Origin of the sequence: Streptomyces griseochromogenes (assembly GCF_001542625.1) — a bacterium.
In the GTDB taxonomy this organism is placed as follows: domain Bacteria; phylum Actinomycetota; class Actinomycetes; order Streptomycetales; family Streptomycetaceae; genus Streptomyces; species Streptomyces griseochromogenes.
In genome coordinates this window covers 2,596,982-2,610,970 of sequence record NZ_CP016279.1, presented here as the reverse complement: position 1 = coordinate 2,610,970, position 13,989 = coordinate 2,596,982, and the positions used below count along the sequence as shown (strand labels likewise).

At 71.7% G+C, this 13,989-nt stretch carries 12 protein-coding genes and 2 riboswitches; of the genes, 8 read left to right on the top strand and 4 right to left on the bottom strand.

Features of this window, described 5'->3' with window-relative positions; genetic code table 11:
* The first annotated feature begins 60 nt into the window (after positions 1 to 60).
* From AVL59_RS11100 to AVL59_RS11080, 5 genes are all read left to right on the top strand, one after another.
* Positions 61 to 564, top strand: a complete 504-nt coding sequence (locus AVL59_RS11100) for a MarR family winged helix-turn-helix transcriptional regulator (protein WP_067302215.1) — start codon at positions 61 to 63, stop codon at positions 562 to 564.
* A 118-nt stretch (positions 565 to 682) separates the two neighbouring features.
* Positions 683 to 2,488, top strand: coding sequence for a methylmalonyl-CoA mutase family protein (locus tag AVL59_RS11095; RefSeq protein ID WP_067302212.1), 1,806 nt, complete (start codon positions 683 to 685; stop codon positions 2,486 to 2,488).
* Positions 2,488 to 4,662 (top strand): methylmalonyl-CoA mutase, encoded by a 2,175-nt coding sequence (gene scpA, locus AVL59_RS11090; RefSeq protein ID WP_067302210.1) that lies wholly within the window; start codon positions 2,488 to 2,490, stop codon positions 4,660 to 4,662. Before AVL59_RS11095 ends, scpA begins: the two co-directional genes overlap by 1 nt.
* Before the next feature lie 6 nt (positions 4,663 to 4,668).
* Entirely contained in the window at positions 4,669 to 5,652 is a 984-nt protein-coding gene (gene meaB / locus AVL59_RS11085) for a methylmalonyl Co-A mutase-associated GTPase MeaB (RefSeq protein ID WP_067302208.1), read from the top strand.
* A gap of 34 nt (positions 5,653 to 5,686) precedes the next feature.
* The gene (locus AVL59_RS11080; protein ID WP_067302206.1) at positions 5,687 to 6,277 is read left to right on the top strand and encodes a histidine phosphatase family protein; all 591 of its coding nucleotides are present in this window, start codon (positions 5,687 to 5,689) and stop codon (positions 6,275 to 6,277) included.
* Between the two features lie 22 nt (positions 6,278 to 6,299).
* On the opposite strand, the gene AVL59_RS47835 is transcribed toward AVL59_RS11080, so the two are convergent.
* The 4 genes from AVL59_RS47835 to AVL59_RS11060 all read right to left on the bottom strand — a co-directional run bounded on the left by AVL59_RS47835 (position 6,300) and on the right by AVL59_RS11060 (position 9,387).
* Positions 6,300 to 6,659 (bottom strand): hypothetical protein, encoded by a 360-nt coding sequence (locus AVL59_RS47835; RefSeq protein WP_079146639.1) that lies wholly within the window; start codon positions 6,657 to 6,659, stop codon positions 6,300 to 6,302.
* 93 nt (positions 6,660 to 6,752) lie between these two features.
* Positions 6,753 to 7,505, bottom strand: a complete 753-nt coding sequence (locus tag AVL59_RS11070; protein WP_067302203.1) for a CbtA family protein — start codon at positions 7,503 to 7,505, stop codon at positions 6,753 to 6,755.
* A 21-nt stretch (positions 7,506 to 7,526) separates the two neighbouring features.
* A complete protein-coding gene (locus tag AVL59_RS11065; protein ID WP_031170427.1) occupies positions 7,527 to 7,748 on the bottom strand; it encodes a CbtB domain-containing protein in 222 nt (73 codons plus the stop codon).
* Positions 7,749 to 7,783: 35 nt separating this feature from the next.
* A riboswitch (cobalamin riboswitch) is annotated at positions 7,784 to 7,935 on the bottom strand.
* Between the two features lie 45 nt (positions 7,936 to 7,980).
* Positions 7,981 to 9,387 carry a short-chain fatty acyl-CoA regulator family protein gene (locus AVL59_RS11060; protein ID WP_067302200.1) on the bottom strand — a complete coding sequence of 469 codons (1,407 nt, stop codon included), beginning with the start codon at positions 9,385 to 9,387 and terminating at the stop codon, positions 7,981 to 7,983.
* Positions 9,388 to 9,763: 376 nt separating this feature from the next.
* On the opposite strand from AVL59_RS11060, the gene aceA reads away from it, so the two are divergent.
* The 3 genes from aceA (at position 9,764) to AVL59_RS11045 (ending at position 13,662) form a co-directional block, all read left to right on the top strand.
* Positions 9,764 to 11,047 (top strand): isocitrate lyase, encoded by a 1,284-nt coding sequence (gene aceA, locus AVL59_RS11055; protein ID WP_067302197.1) that lies wholly within the window; start codon positions 9,764 to 9,766, stop codon positions 11,045 to 11,047.
* Between the two features lie 147 nt (positions 11,048 to 11,194).
* Positions 11,195 to 12,793: a malate synthase A gene (gene aceB / locus AVL59_RS11050; RefSeq protein ID WP_067302195.1), complete on the top strand. Its 1,599-nt coding sequence runs from the start codon at positions 11,195 to 11,197 to the stop codon at positions 12,791 to 12,793.
* Positions 12,790 to 13,662, top strand: a complete 873-nt coding sequence (locus tag AVL59_RS11045) for a 3-hydroxybutyryl-CoA dehydrogenase (RefSeq protein ID WP_067302193.1) — start codon at positions 12,790 to 12,792, stop codon at positions 13,660 to 13,662. The genes aceB and AVL59_RS11045 overlap by 4 nt, the downstream gene beginning before the upstream one ends.
* 11 nt (positions 13,663 to 13,673) lie before the next feature.
* A riboswitch (cobalamin riboswitch) is annotated at positions 13,674 to 13,871 on the top strand.
* Positions 13,872 to 13,989 lie beyond the last annotated feature (118 nt).

The window sequence follows — 13,989 nt, the reverse complement described above, 5'->3', positions numbered from 1 at the left end:
ATTTGGATGACCTCACGCTAGCCCACTATCCAAATTTGGACAACAGGTAGACTCGAAGCCATGGCCGCCCGCGACGAACACCCCGCCGACCAGCCCCCTTGCCCCGCCTCCGGGGGCGGCGGGCTGCTCCCGGGCGAGCTGCGCGCCTGGATGCTCCTGCTGGCCGCGACGGGCGCGGTGGAACAGCGGCTGCGGACGGTCGTGAAGAAGTCCCTCGACGTCTCGCACGACGAGTTCCTCATCCTGTGCCTGCTGGCCGAGCAGCCGCGGGGCGGTCTGCGCATGACCCGGATCGCGGAACTCCTCGGCCGCCCCAAGACCCGGCTCACCTACCAGATCGCCTGCCTCCAGCGATCCGGCCTGGTGACCCGCGAGTCCGTGTGCGGGGACCGACGGGGCATCGAGGTGGCACTCACCGACAAGGCCCGGCGGCTGCTGCGGGAGGCCTCCGACACGCTCGCGGACACCGTCCGCGAGGCGCTCTCCCGATTCGTCGGACCCGAACAGCGCGAGGCCCTGTCCGCGCTGGTCCCCGAGCTCGCGGACGAGCCCCGGAGGCCGTAGGAACCATAGGAAATCGGGCACTTGAGGGCGTGAGCGGTCCAGGTCACTGACGCAAGGAGGGAAACGTCACAAGCCTGGCTCTGCTCTGAGTCAACGCTGCTGCCCTAGCATCCGAGCCATGACGGTCCTGCCTGACGACGGGCTCTCACTGGCCGCCGAGTTCCCTGACGCGACACACGAGCAGTGGCAACGCCTGGTCGAGGGTGTGCTGCGCAAGTCGGGCAAGGAAGTCTCGGGTACGGCAGCTGAGGACGCCCTGTCCACCACGCTCGAGGACGGGCTGCGCACCCGGCCCCTGTACACAGCGCGCGACGGCGCGCCCGACCCCGGTCTGCCGGGCTTCGCCCCGTTCGTGCGCGGCGGCCGCCCCGAGGGCAACACCACGGGCGGCTGGGACGTACGGCAGCGGCACGCGGCACCGGTCGACGGCGCCGTCCTCGCCGACCTGGAGAACGGCGTCACCTCGCTCTGGCTGCTCGTGGGCCAGGGCGGCATCCCGGTGTCCGGCATCGCGCGCGCCCTCGACGGCGTCTATCTCGACCTGGCCCCGGTGGTCCTGGACGCCGGCCGTGACGTCGAGGCCGCCGCGGCCGAGCTGCTGCGGCTGTACGAGGACAGGAGCATCGACCCGAAGGCCGTGCGCGGCAACCTGGGCGCGGACCCGCTCGGTCACGAGGCCCGCACCGGCACCCCGCTGGACTTCGCGCCCGTCGCCGCGCTCGCCGCACGCTGTGCCGAGCGCTACCCGGGCCTGCGCGCGCTGACCGTGGACGCGCTGCCGTACCACGAGGCGGGCGGCTCGGCCGCGCAGGAACTCGGCGCCTCCCTCGCCACCGGTGTGGCCTACCTGCGCGAGCTGACCGAGGCCGGCCTCACGGTCGAAGCGGCCTGCGCCCAGCTGGAGTTCCGCTACGCGGCCACCGCCGACCAGTTCCTGACCATCGCCAAGCTGCGCGCGGCACGCCGCCTGTGGGCGCGGGTCGCCGAGGTGTCCGGGGCGCCCGGCGCGGGCGCGCAGGTGCAGCACGCGGTGACCTCGCCGGTGATGATGACCCGCCGCGACCCGTGGGTGAACATGCTCCGCACGACGGTCGCGACGCTGGCCGCCGGGGTCGGCGGCGCCGACTCGGTCACCGTGCTGCCCTTCGACCACGCACTCGGGCTGCCGGACGCGTTCTCCCGCCGTATCGCCCGCAACACCTCCACGATCCTCGTCGAGGAGTCCCACCTGGCCCGGGTCATCGACCCCGCGGGCGGCTCCTGGTACGTCGAACGGCTCACCGACGAACTCGCCCAGGCCGCCTGGGAGTTCTTCCGGACCATCGAGCGCGACGGCGGCCAGGCGGCCGTGCTGCGCTCCGGGCGGATCCGTACGGACCTGGCGACGACCTGGGCCGAGCGCTCCAAGAAGCTCGCCAAGCGGCGCGAACCCATCACCGGCGTGAGCGAGTTCCCGCTGCTCGCCGAGAAGCCGGTGGAGCGCGAGGCGGCGCCCGAGCCGCCGTCCGGCGGACTGCCCCGGGTGCGCCGGGACGAGGCGTACGAGGCCCTCCGCGCCCGCTCCGACGCCCATCTGGCGGCGACCGGCTCCCGGCCCCGGATCTTCCTGGCGACGCTCGGCCCGGCCGCCGCGTACACCGCGCGGGCGACGTTCGCCGCCAACCTGTTCCAGGCGGGCGGCATCGAGCCGGTCACCGAGGGCCGCTTCGAGGACAGCGGCGCCACCGAGGCCGTGCTGTGCTCCAGCGACGCCCTCTACGCCGAACAGGCCGCCCAGAGCGCCGAGTCGCTGCGCGCGGCCGGGGCCCGGCAGGTGTTCCTCGCGGGCCGCGGGGACTACTCCGGCATCGACTCGTACGTCTTCGCGGGCTGTGACGCCGTGGACGTCCTCTCCGCGACCCTCGACCGCATGGGAGTGTCCTGATGGGAATCCCCGACTTCTCCGGCATCGAGCTGGGGACCCCGGTCGCCGAGGGCGGTGACGCGGACTGGCGTACGGCCGTCAAGCACAGGACCGGTGGCGAGGCACCGGTGTGGGAGACCCCGGAGGGCATCGGGGTCAAGCCGCTGTACACCGGCCGTGACCTGGAGGGCCTGGACTTCCTCGGCACCTACCCGGGCATGACGCCGTATCTGCGCGGCCCGTACCCGACGATGTACGTCAACCAGCCCTGGACGATCCGCCAGTACGCGGGCTTCTCGACCGCCGAGGAGTCCAACGCGTTCTACCGCCGCAACCTGGCGGCGGGTCAGAAGGGCCTGTCGGTCGCCTTCGACCTGCCCACGCACCGCGGCTACGACAGCGACCACCCGCGCGTGACCGGCGACGTCGGCATGGCGGGCGTGGCGATCGACTCCATCTACGACATGCGGCAGCTGTTCGACGGGATCCCGCTGGACAGGATGACCGTGTCGATGACGATGAACGGCGCCGTGCTGCCGGTGCTGGCGCTGTACATCGTGGCTGCGGAGGAGCAGGGCGTACCGCCCGAGAAGCTGGCCGGGACCATTCAGAACGACATTCTGAAGGAGTTCATGGTCCGCAACACCTACATCTATCCGCCGAAGCCGTCGATGCGGATCATCTCCGACATCTTCGCCTTCACCTCGCAGCGGATGCCCCGCTACAACTCCATCTCCATCTCCGGCTACCACATCCAGGAGGCCGGTGCCACGGCCGACCTGGAGCTGGCCTACACCCTCGCGGACGGTGTCGAGTACATCCGCGCCGGGCGCGAGGCGGGCCTGGACGTGGACGCGTTCGCGCCGCGGCTGTCGTTCTTCTGGGCGATCGGCATGAACTTCTTCATGGAGGTCGCCAAGCTGCGGGCGGCCCGGCTGCTGTGGGCCAAGCTGGTCTCGCAGTTCGACCCGAAGAACACCAAGTCGCTGTCCCTGCGCACCCATTCGCAGACCTCGGGCTGGTCGCTGACCGCGCAGGACGTGTTCAACAACGTCACGCGCACGTGCGTGGAGGCGATGGCGGCGACGCAGGGCCACACCCAGTCGCTGCACACCAACGCCCTGGACGAGGCCCTCGCGCTGCCCACCGACTTCTCGGCGCGCATCGCCCGCAACACCCAGCTGCTCATCCAGCAGGAGTCGGGCACCACCCGGGTCATCGACCCGTGGGGCGGCAGCGCCTACGTGGAGCGGCTCACGTACGACCTCGCCCGGAAGGCCTGGGCACACATCCAGGAGGTCGAGCAGGCCGGCGGCATGGCGCAGGCCATCGACGCGGGCATCCCGAAGCTGCGCGTGGAGGAGGCGGCGGCCCGCACCCAGGCCCGCATCGACTCCGGGCGGCAGCCGGTGATCGGCGTCAACAAGTACCGGGTGGACAGCGACGAGCAGATCGAGGTCCTCAAGGTCGACAACTCCTCGGTGCGCGCCCAGCAGATCGAGAAGCTGCGGCGGCTGCGCGCGGAGCGGGACGAGACCGAGTGCCGGGACGCGCTCGACGCGCTGACCCGGGCCGCCGACGGCGACGGGAACCTGCTGGAGCTGGCCGTGCGCGCGGCCCGTGCGAAGGCGACCGTCGGTGAGATCTCCGACGCCCTGGAGAAGGTGTACGGCCGGCACGCGAGCCAGATCCGTACGATCTCCGGCGTGTACCGCAACGAAGCAGGCGAGTCCCCGTCCGTGGACCGCACCCGTGCCCTGGTGGACGCGTTCGAGGAGGCCGAGGGCCGCCGGCCGCGCATCCTGGTCGCCAAGATGGGCCAGGACGGCCACGACCGCGGCCAGAAGGTGATCGCGACCGGCTTCGCCGACCTCGGTTTCGACGTCGACGTCGGCCCGCTGTTCCAGACCCCGGAGGAGGTCGCCCGGCAGGCCGTCGAGGCGGACGTCCACGTGGTCGGGGTGTCCTCGCTGGCCGCCGGTCACCTCACCCTCGTCCCGGCGCTGCGCGAGAAGCTCGCCGAGGAGGGCCGGGAGGACATCATGATCGTGGTCGGCGGCGTGATCCCGCCGCAGGACGTGCCGACGCTGCTGGAGATGGGCGCGGTGGCCGTGTTCGGGCCCGGGACGGTGATCCCGGACGCGGCGTACGACCTGGTGCGACGACTCGCGGCCGACCTCGGCCACGATCTGTAGCGGCCGATGGCAGCGATCGATCTCGACACATATGTGAAGGGTGTGCTCGACGGGAAGCGGGCCCTGGTGGCCCGCGCCATCACACTCGTCGAGTCCACCCGCCCCCAGCACCGGGCGCTGGCGCAGGAGTTGCTCACCGAGCTGCTCCCGCACAGCGGCCGGGCGCGGCGGATCGGCATCAGCGGGGTGCCGGGCGTGGGCAAGTCGACGTTCATCGACGCGTTCGGCACGCTGCTGACCTCGCTGGGCCACCGGGTGGCCGTACTCGCCGTGGACCCGTCCTCCACACGCACCGGCGGTTCCATCCTGGGCGACAAGACCCGGATGGAACGCCTGGCGGTGGACCCGAACGCCTTCGTACGGCCCTCCCCCAGCGCGGGCACGCTGGGCGGGGTCGCGAAGGCGACGCGCGAGTCGATGGTGGTCATGGAGGCGGCGGGCTACGACGTGATCCTCGTCGAGACCGTCGGCGTCGGCCAGTCCGAGACCGCCGTTGCCGACATGGTCGACTCCTTCCTGCTGCTGACCCTGGCCCGCACCGGCGACCAGTTGCAGGGCATCAAGAAGGGTGTCCTGGAGCTGGCCGACGTGATCGCCGTCAACAAGGCGGACGGCCCGCACGAGCGCGACGCGCGGGCGGCCGCACGGGAGCTGGCGGGCGCGCTCAGGCTGATGCACGGCAAGGACGTGTTCTGGGCTCCGCCGGTGCTCAGTTGCAGTGCCCGTGAGTCGATCGGCCTCGACGTGGTGTGGGAGCGCCTGGAACAGCACCGCACACTGCTCGACTCCACCGGGCGGCTCACCGCCAAGCGGCGGGACCAGCAGGTCGGCTGGACCTGGTCGATGGTCCGCGACGAACTGCTGGGCCGACTGCACGCGGACCCCGCGGTCCGCGAGGCCGCCCCCGCGCTCGAACAACAGGTCAGGGACGGCTCGTTGACGGCCACCCTGGCCGCGGAACGCATCCTGCGGGCGTTCGGCGCGCAGTGAGCCGGCCCGCGGCACCAGCAGGAGGAACAACCGCGTGACCAGTCGTGTCACCTTCGTCTCAGCGGCGATCACACCGTCGCTGCGGCGTGCACGCTTCGACGACGGCGACTCGATCGAGGCCGACGCGGCGGCGCGGGCGAGAGCGACGGCCGGGACCCTGCCCGCCGCCGTCCGTGTCGTCGCCTCCCCCGGCGTGCGCTGTCGTGAGACGGCCGCGGCGCTCGGCCTCGACGCCGCGGCGGACCCGGAACTCGCGGGCCTGGACATGGGCAGATGGCGGGGGCGGACCCTGGACGAGGTGAGCGCCGCCGAGCCCGAAGCGGTGGCGGGCTGGCTGGCCGATCCAGGCGCCGCACCGCACGGCGGGGAGTCCGTGCGGCAGCTGTGCGCCCGCCTCGCGCGCTGGCTGGACACGGAACGGCTGGGGGACGGCAGGACCCTCGCCGTGGTGGAGCCGGAGGTGGTACGGGCCGTGGTGGTGGGGGTGCTGGGCGCGCCCGAGGCCGCGTTCTGGCGCGTCGACGTCCCGCCGCTCACCGCGACGGAGGTCACCGGCCGGTCAGGGCGGTGGAACCTGCGTCTCGGAGCCGCCCTCGCCGCGCCGGGCGACGCGCCGGGTCACTGACACCGGCGCCCGCGGTCGGGGGCTAGGGCTTCTCCTCCCGGTGGCGGCGCAGCAGCGCCGCGATGGCGCACCGCAGACAGGCAGGATCCATGCCGTCGGCCGTGCCGTCGTGGCCGGGGCACCCGGCCGCGTCCGGTGTCCCGGCTGCCGCGCCCGGCGCGTGACAGGCGAAGGGGGAAGCCGGGTCGGCGACCAGGGCCTCGAGTTCCCGCAGCAGCCTCGCGTCGCGCTTGACCTGCTGGGCCAGTACCCGCACCCGTGCGCTCTGGCCGCCGATCTGGCGTCGGCTGGCGACCAGTTGCTCGTACTCCCGCACGGTCAGGGCCACCGCTTCTCGGCCGCCCAGGGTGATGTGACGCGGCTGGGGGTGGTGTCTGGCCACTCGGCTCCTCCGCTCGTCGCCTCCGCCGGTGTCCCGGAAACGCGAGAAGGCCCTCGGATGGTTCCGAAGGGCCCTCTCGTTGTCCGGAAGCGTTCAGTGCGAGGCGGGAACCGCGCGTCTGGACGCGGCTGTCGCGGGCTTGGGATTCAGCAGGCGCTCGGCCAGCTCGCCGAAGAGCAGCCCGAAACCTGTCCACATGACGGTCTGGATGGCCAGCGCCGAAAGCCGGAACCGCCACAGCAGGGTGGCCGGGAAGTCCTTCGGCACCTCGTTGATGACGGGCAGGAACTCGTAGGCCAGGCCGATCACGACGACGAAGGCGGCCACCGCGGCCACGGTCGCCCACCAGGTGCCCACGGTGGGCGCGAGCCGCTTGCCCAGGATGGTGGCGGCGACCGCCAGCAGCACACTGAGCAGCATCATCAGGAAGTACAGGGTCGTCCGCTTGCCGATGGTGTCGGGGTTCCCGACCGACGGCGGATTGGCCGGGTACTTCAGGAACGGTACGACGTACACGGCGAGCAGCGCGCAGCCGGACAGCAGCAGCGCGGTCGCCCGGGGGCCGAACCGGCCGACGCGGCCGAGCGCGAAGCAGTACGCGAGCGCGGCGATGCCGCCGAAGGCGACCCCGTAGACCAGGACTCCGGTGGCGAGACCGGCGGTGGACTGCAGGGAGCGGGAGACGACCTCCATCTCGTGCTCGTGGGAGTGGGCGTCCTCGAAGCTGATCGCCTTGTCGACGTTCGGCTCACCGAGCAGGTAGGCGACGACCAGGGCGAGCACGCCGGCGGCCAGGCCGGCGAGCATGCCCCGCACGAGGAGGTTTCTTACCGTTGCGGAGTTCATGGGGGTGCGGCGTCCCTGGCGTCAGTGGCAGGGGAAGCCGAGCAGGTGGCGGGCGTCGTGCACCCACTCGTGGACGTCCGTGCCGTTGAACACGGAGGTGGCGCCCTGCTCGGCGCCGACGAAGTAGAGCAGGACCAGCATCAGGATGCCGAAGAAGACCGCCCAGGGAGCAATCGCCTTCAGCGGCAGCGTGGCGGGAACGACGGGGGTGGTGGCTGTCGGCTGGGCGACGGTCTGCGCCATGGCAGAACCTCCTCTGGGAGTTCGCGTCCCATCTCGGTGGTGCACATGACGACGGCCACGGGTCTGACTCACCAGACGCCCCGGAAGGCGTCTCGCATACAGTGGCGCGACCGTGCCGGATTCCCACCGGCTTCCGTCTCGCCGTCGTCGATATCGGACAGACCGTACCGCGCCAGGCGTGCATGGCCAAGACCGCCTCGGTCGCCGTGATCTTCCTCTCCCGCCGACCGCGTCAACTCCGGGCGTCGGAGACGGGGTACGGCACGAAGGTGCCGGTGTTCTGGTCGATCCGCAGCGGGTGGCCGAGGGGCGGTGCGGCGCGCTGGGGGCAGTCGAGGCGTTCGCAGACACGGCAGCCCATGCCGATGGGGGTGGCGGCGGAGGCGTTCGCGAGGTCGAGGCCGTCGGAGTAGACGACGCGGTGGGCGTGGCGGATCTCGCAGCCGAGGCCGATGGCGAAGGTCTTGCCGGGTTCACCCCAGCCGCCGCGGTGCCGGGTCACCGCGCGGGCGGTCCACAAATAGCGCTGTCCGTCGGGCATTTCGGCGATCTGGACGTGGATGCGTCCGGGGACGGCGAACGCCTCGTAGACGTTCCACAGGGGGCAGGTGCCGCCCGCCCGGGAGAAGTGGAAGCCGGTCGCCGACTGCCGCTTGGACATGTTGCCGGCCCGGTCGACACGGACGAAGGAGAAGGGCACGCCGCGCAGCCTGGGGCGCTGGAGGGTGCTCAGCCGGTGGCAGACGGTCTCGTAGCCGAGGCCGTAGCGGTCGGTGAGGCGCTCGATGTCGTAGCGCGCCTCCTCGGCGGCCGTGTGGAAGGCGTCGTACGGCAGGATCAGGGCCGCCGCGAAGTAGTTGGCGACGCCGATGCGGGCCAGGCCGTGGGCGGGCGATCCGGGCTCGAAGTCCTCGGCGGCCTCGCGGTCGAGTTCGTCGCCGTGTTCGAGCAGGGCGAGCTGGGTGGCCATGCGGAAGGCGCGCTGGCCGGGGCGCAGACGGGTGGACAGGTGAAGCGTGCGGGTCGGCTCGTCGTAGTGGTGCAGATGGTCGCCGCGCTCGGCGGTGAGCCGGATGCCGTGGCGGTCGGCGAGGCGCGTGGTCAGCGCCCGTAGGACCTCGCCGGGCCGGATGCCGATCTCCCGGGAGAGCCGCTCCGCCGCGAGGTCGGTGTCGTGGAGGTAATTCTGGCGGCGGTAGAAGAAGTCCCTGATCTCCTCGTGCGGTGAGCCGGGCTGCTCCGGGCCCGGGCCGCGGCCGTCCGTGGCTCCGGCCAGGCGCTCGGCGAGCCGTTGGTTGCGGCGGCCGAGGTCGAGCAGGACCCGGGCGACCTCGGGTGTCCGCGAGGCGAGGTCCGTCAGGTCGGCGGCGGAGACCCGGGCCTCGGCCAGTTCCCCGGCCAGCGCCTCGCGGAGGTCTGCCACCAGACGCGTCGTGTCGCGCGCGGAGAAGAAGCCCGGGTCGACGCCGAAGGCCTCGGTCAGACGCAGCAGGACCGCAACGGTGAGCGGCCGGGAGTCGTGCTCCATCTGGTTCAGGTAGCTGGGCGAGATGGCGAGGACACGGGCCAACTCGGCCTGGCTCATGCGTCGTTCCTCGCGCAGGTGCCGCAGGCGCGCCCCGGCGTACGTCTTGCCCACCCCGTGATCCTCCGTGTCCGGCTGCGGCCAACGTACGCCATCGGGCCGCTCCCGTGCCCTTCGCAAACTTGGCGAACGGCGACGAGAAGATTCGCAGAAGTTGGCAGATGTCCACGGTTGTTGGCACTCAGTGCCAGTGTCAGAGTCTCAGTGCGGCCCGCCGGACACCGGCGACCACCGCCCGGAACCGGGGCGCGATTCATGCCCTGACGTCGGAGATCCCGGCGCCGACGGGGTCGTTCACCGGCAGCGTTGCTCACCTCCGTCCCACGGCGTGACGGCGGGCCGTATCCCAGCTAAGCGACACACAGTGCCACACCTGTTCCTACGGACAGGGAGATTGGCAGCCGGCACAGACCGAGGAGACATGACAGTCATGGCAGAGACGAGGACGCGGGCGGCCGAGGAACTCGCGCGGCGCTGGGCCACCGACCCGCGTTGGCGGGGCATCGAGCGCACCTACAGCGCCGAGGACGTGATCCGGCTCTCCGGCAGCGTCCGCGAGGAGCACACACTGGCCCGGCGCGGCGCCGAGCGGCTGTGGCGCGAGCTGCACGAGCGGGACTACATCCACGCGCTCGGCGCCCTGACCGGCGGCCAGGCCGTCCAGCAGGTCAAGGCCGGCCTGCAGGCGATCTACCTGTCCGGCTGGCAGGTCGCCGCCGACGCCAACCAGGCCGGCCACACCTACCCCGACCAGAGCCTGTACCCCGCCAACTCCGTTCCGCAGGTGGTCCGTCGGATCAACAACGCGCTGCTGCGCGCCGACCAGATCGCCACCGCCGAGGACGCCGGCGACACGACCGACTGGCTGGCGCCGATCGTCGCCGACGCCGAGGCCGGCTTCGGCGGCCCGCTGAACGCCTTCGAGCTGACCAAGGCGATGATCGCGGCGGGCGCGGCAGGCATCCACTACGAGGACCAGCTCGCCTCGGAGAAGAAGTGCGGCCACCTCGGCGGCAAGGTGCTGGTGCCGACCTCGCAGCACATCCGCACCCTGAACGCGGCCCGGCTCGCCGCCGACATCGCCGATGTGCCGACCCTCGTCGTCGCCCGCACGGACGCCCTCGCCGCCAACCTGCTCACCAGCGACGTCGACGAGCGCGACGCCGAGTTCGTCACCGGCGAGCGCACGGCCGAGGGCTTCTACCGGGTCCGCAACGGCATGGCGCCGGTCATCGCGCGCGGTCTGGCCTACGCCCCGTACGCCGACCTGATCTGGGTCGAGACGGGTACGCCCGACCTGGCGCAGGCGCGGGAGTTCGCCGAGGCGGTCCACGCCCGGTACCCGGACCAGATGCTCGCCTACAACTGCTCGCCGTCCTTCAACTGGAAGGCCGCGCTGGACGACGACCAGATCGCCAAGTTCCAGCGGGAGCTGGGCGCGATGGGCTATCGCTTCCAGTTCATCACGCTGGCCGGGTTCCACTCCCTGAACCACGGCATGTTCGACCTGGCCCGCGGTTACGCCGAGCACGGCATGACCGCGTATGTCGACCTGCAGGAACGGGAGTTCGCGGCGCAGGCGCACGGCTTCACGGCGGTCAGGCACCAGCGTGAAGTCGGTACGGGCTATTTCGACCTGGTCTCCACTGCCGTGAATCCCGCCTCTTCCACCACGGCGTTGGCCGGGTCCACGGAGGAGGAGCAGTTCCACTAGGTCCGGTTCGTCGACTGCGGGTGCGTGGGGGCTGGTCGCGCACACGCGGCGGTGGCCGCGTGTCGATACAGCCCCGCGCCCCCAGGTGTGTTCGACGGAATGACGGTCGGTCCGCACCCTTCGTTTGCGTCCTCTTCAGGAGACCCGATGTCCATCAGTTCACTGACCCATCATGTCCGCGTCCTCGGTGCCCCGGGGCACCGCCATGATGAAATCCTCACCCCCGCCGCCCTGGACTTCGTCGGCCGGCTGGCGGCGGCCTTCGGCAAGCGGCGTCAGGACCTGATGAGGGAACGCCGCCGGCAGGCCCTGCGCCTGGCCGCCGGGTCCCCGCTCGACTTCCCCATGGTCACCTCCGCCGTCCGCGCCGACGCCACCTGGCACGTCGCGCCGCCCGCCCCCGGCCTGACCGACCGCCGTGTGGAGATCACCGGCCCGCCCGAGCGCCGTATGACGGTCAACGCCCTCAACTCCGGCGCCCAGGTGTGGATGGCCGACTTCGAGGACGCCACCGCGCCCACCTGGCGCCATGTGATCGACGGGCAGCTGAACCTGCTCGACGCCATCGAGCGGCGCATCGACTTCACCGCCGACGACGGCAAGGAGTACCGGCTCGACGGGCGGGAGCGGCTCGCCACCGTCGTCGTACGGCCGCGCGGCTGGCACCTCGACGAGGAGCACCTGGAGTACGACGGACGCCCCGTGCCCGCCGCGCTCGTCGACTTCGGCCTGTACTTCTTCCACTGCGCGCAGCGGCAGATCGACGCGGGTCACGGCCCGTACTTCTACCTCCCGAAGCTGGAGAACCGCTACGAGGCCCGACTGTGGAACGACGTCTTCGTCACCGCGCAGGAACTCCTCGGCATCCCCCGGGGCACGATCCGCGCCACCGTCCTGATCGAGACGATCACCGCCGCGTTCGAGATGGAGGAGATCCTCTACGAGCTGCGTGAGCACAGCTCCGGTCTCAACGCGGGCCGCTGGGACTACCTCTTCAGCCTGATCAAGACCTTCGGCCACCGCACCGACTTCCTGCTGCCGGACCGGGCCAAGGTGACGATGACCGCGCCCTTCATGCGGGCGTACACCGAACTCCTCGTGCGCACCTGCCACCGCCGCGGCGCCCACGCCATCGGTGGTATGGCGGCGCAGGTGCCGAGCAAGGACCCGGCCGCCCACGAGGCGGCGCTCGCCAAGGTCCGGCTGGACAAGGAGCGGGAGGCCGAGGACGGCTTCGACGGCTCCTGGGTCGCGCACCCCGCACTCGTACCCGTGTGCCGCGAGGTGTTCGACGGTGTCCTCGGCGAGCGTCCGCACCAGCTCGACCGGACGCGGGACGACGTGGAGGTGACGGCCGCGGATCTGCTCTCGGTGCGCCGGATCAGCGGGCCGCCCACGGCGGAGGGCGTGCGGACCAACATCTCGGTCGCCCTGCGCTACTTCGCCGCCTGGCTGCGCGGGCAGGGCGCCGTCGCGCTGAGCGGCCTCATGGAGGACGCGGCCACCGCCGAGATCGCCCGGGTGCAGATCTGGCAGTGGCTGCGGCACCGGGTGATCGACCGGGAGACGGTCCTCGGGCTGCTCGACGAGGAACTCGCGGCGCTGGGCGCCGAGTACCCGTGGGCACCCGTGGAGGAGGTCCGGGCCCTCTTCGAACGCACGGCACTGACCGGTGAGTTGCCGCTCTTCTTCACCCCGGACGCCTATGCCCGCCACCTGGTGCGCCGGACGCAGGCCCGGTCATGAGCGGCGGCATCCGGCGTGTCGGAGTGGTCGGCGGCGGCCAGATGGGCGCGGGCATCGCCGAGGTGTGCGCGCGGGCCGGGATCGACACGATCGTCTGCGAGGCCGACGCCACGGCCGCCCACGCCGCGCGGGAGCGGGTGGCGGCTTCCCTGGAGCGTGCCGTACGGCGGGGCAAGCTGGAGCGGTCCGCCGCACAGGACGCCCTCGCCCGCCTGGTCTTCACCGGCGAGCCGGCGGACTTGGCCGACCGGCAGCTGGTCGTCGAGGCCGTCGTCGAGAACGCCGACGCCAAGGCGGAGGTGTTCGCGGCCCTCGACAAGATCGTCGAGGACCCGGAGGCCGTCCTGGCCACGAACACCTCCTCCCTCCCCGTCATGCGCCTCGGCATGGCCACGAGCCGCGCCGACCGGGTCGTAGGTCTGCACTTCTTCAACCCTGTCCCCGTACTGCCCCTGGTGGAGCTCGTGACGTCCCTGCACACGGCGCCCGAAGCGGCGGCCGTCGTCGAGGAGTTCGCCGCGCTCACGCTCGGCAAGACGGTCATCCGCTCCCGGGACCGGGCCGGTTTCGTCGTCAACGCGCTGCTCGTCCCGTACCTGCTCTCGGCGATCCGTATGACGGAGTCCGGCTTCGCCACCGCCGCCGACATCGACGCCGGCATGGAACTGGGCTGCGCCCACCCCATGGGCCCGCTGAAGCTGGCGGACCTGATCGGGCTCGACACCGTGGCCTCGATCGCCGAGTCCCTGTACGACGAGTTCAGGGAACCCCTCTACGCCCCTCCCCCGCTGCTGCAGCGGATGGTGGAAGCGGGGCTGCTGGGCCGCAAGGCCGGTCGGGGATTCCACATGTACGACCCGACCCCGTAGGGTGGCCGGTGCAGCTGGTTCGCCCCGTCAGCCAGGCGGGACGCGTCGTAAGAGGGAACCCGGTGGAAATCCGGGACTGCCCCGCAGCGGTGAGCGGGAACGACCGCCGTCATACGCACTGGGCCCGATGTACAGGGTCTGGGAAGCGACGGCCAGTAGGTGTCCTCCCCCATGAGGACGTGCCCGCGAGTCCGAAGACCTGCCAACTGCCCGCGTACGGGACGACTCGTGCGCGGAATCCCGGTGACCTCGAGGGCGGGTCGGCGTGCGTGACCGAACGGACGGCCGACGGCCGCTGCCGTCCGGTACGTCACCCCTTCGCGCTCT

Bases quoted from the DNA above. Each gene is read 5' to 3' on its own strand.
- meaB (WP_067302208.1), top strand. From the start codon at position 4,669: ATGGCAGCGATCGATCTCGACACATATGTGAAGGGTGTGCTCGACGGG.
- AVL59_RS11100 (WP_067302215.1), top strand. From the start codon at position 61: ATGGCCGCCCGCGACGAACACCCCGCCGACCAGCCCCCTTGCCCCGCC.
- AVL59_RS11070 (WP_067302203.1), bottom strand. From the start codon at position 7,505: ATGAACTCCGCAACGGTAAGAAACCTCCTCGTGCGGGGCATGCTCGCC.
- AVL59_RS11065 (WP_031170427.1), bottom strand. From the start codon at position 7,748: ATGGCGCAGACCGTCGCCCAGCCGACAGCCACCACCCCCGTCGTTCCC.
- AVL59_RS11045 (WP_067302193.1), top strand. From the start codon at position 12,790: ATGAGCGGCGGCATCCGGCGTGTCGGAGTGGTCGGCGGCGGCCAGATG.
- aceA (WP_067302197.1), top strand. From the start codon at position 9,764: ATGGCAGAGACGAGGACGCGGGCGGCCGAGGAACTCGCGCGGCGCTGG.
- scpA (WP_067302210.1), top strand. From the start codon at position 2,488: ATGGGAATCCCCGACTTCTCCGGCATCGAGCTGGGGACCCCGGTCGCC.
- AVL59_RS11095 (WP_067302212.1), top strand. From the start codon at position 683: ATGACGGTCCTGCCTGACGACGGGCTCTCACTGGCCGCCGAGTTCCCT.
- aceB (WP_067302195.1), top strand. From the start codon at position 11,195: ATGTCCATCAGTTCACTGACCCATCATGTCCGCGTCCTCGGTGCCCCG.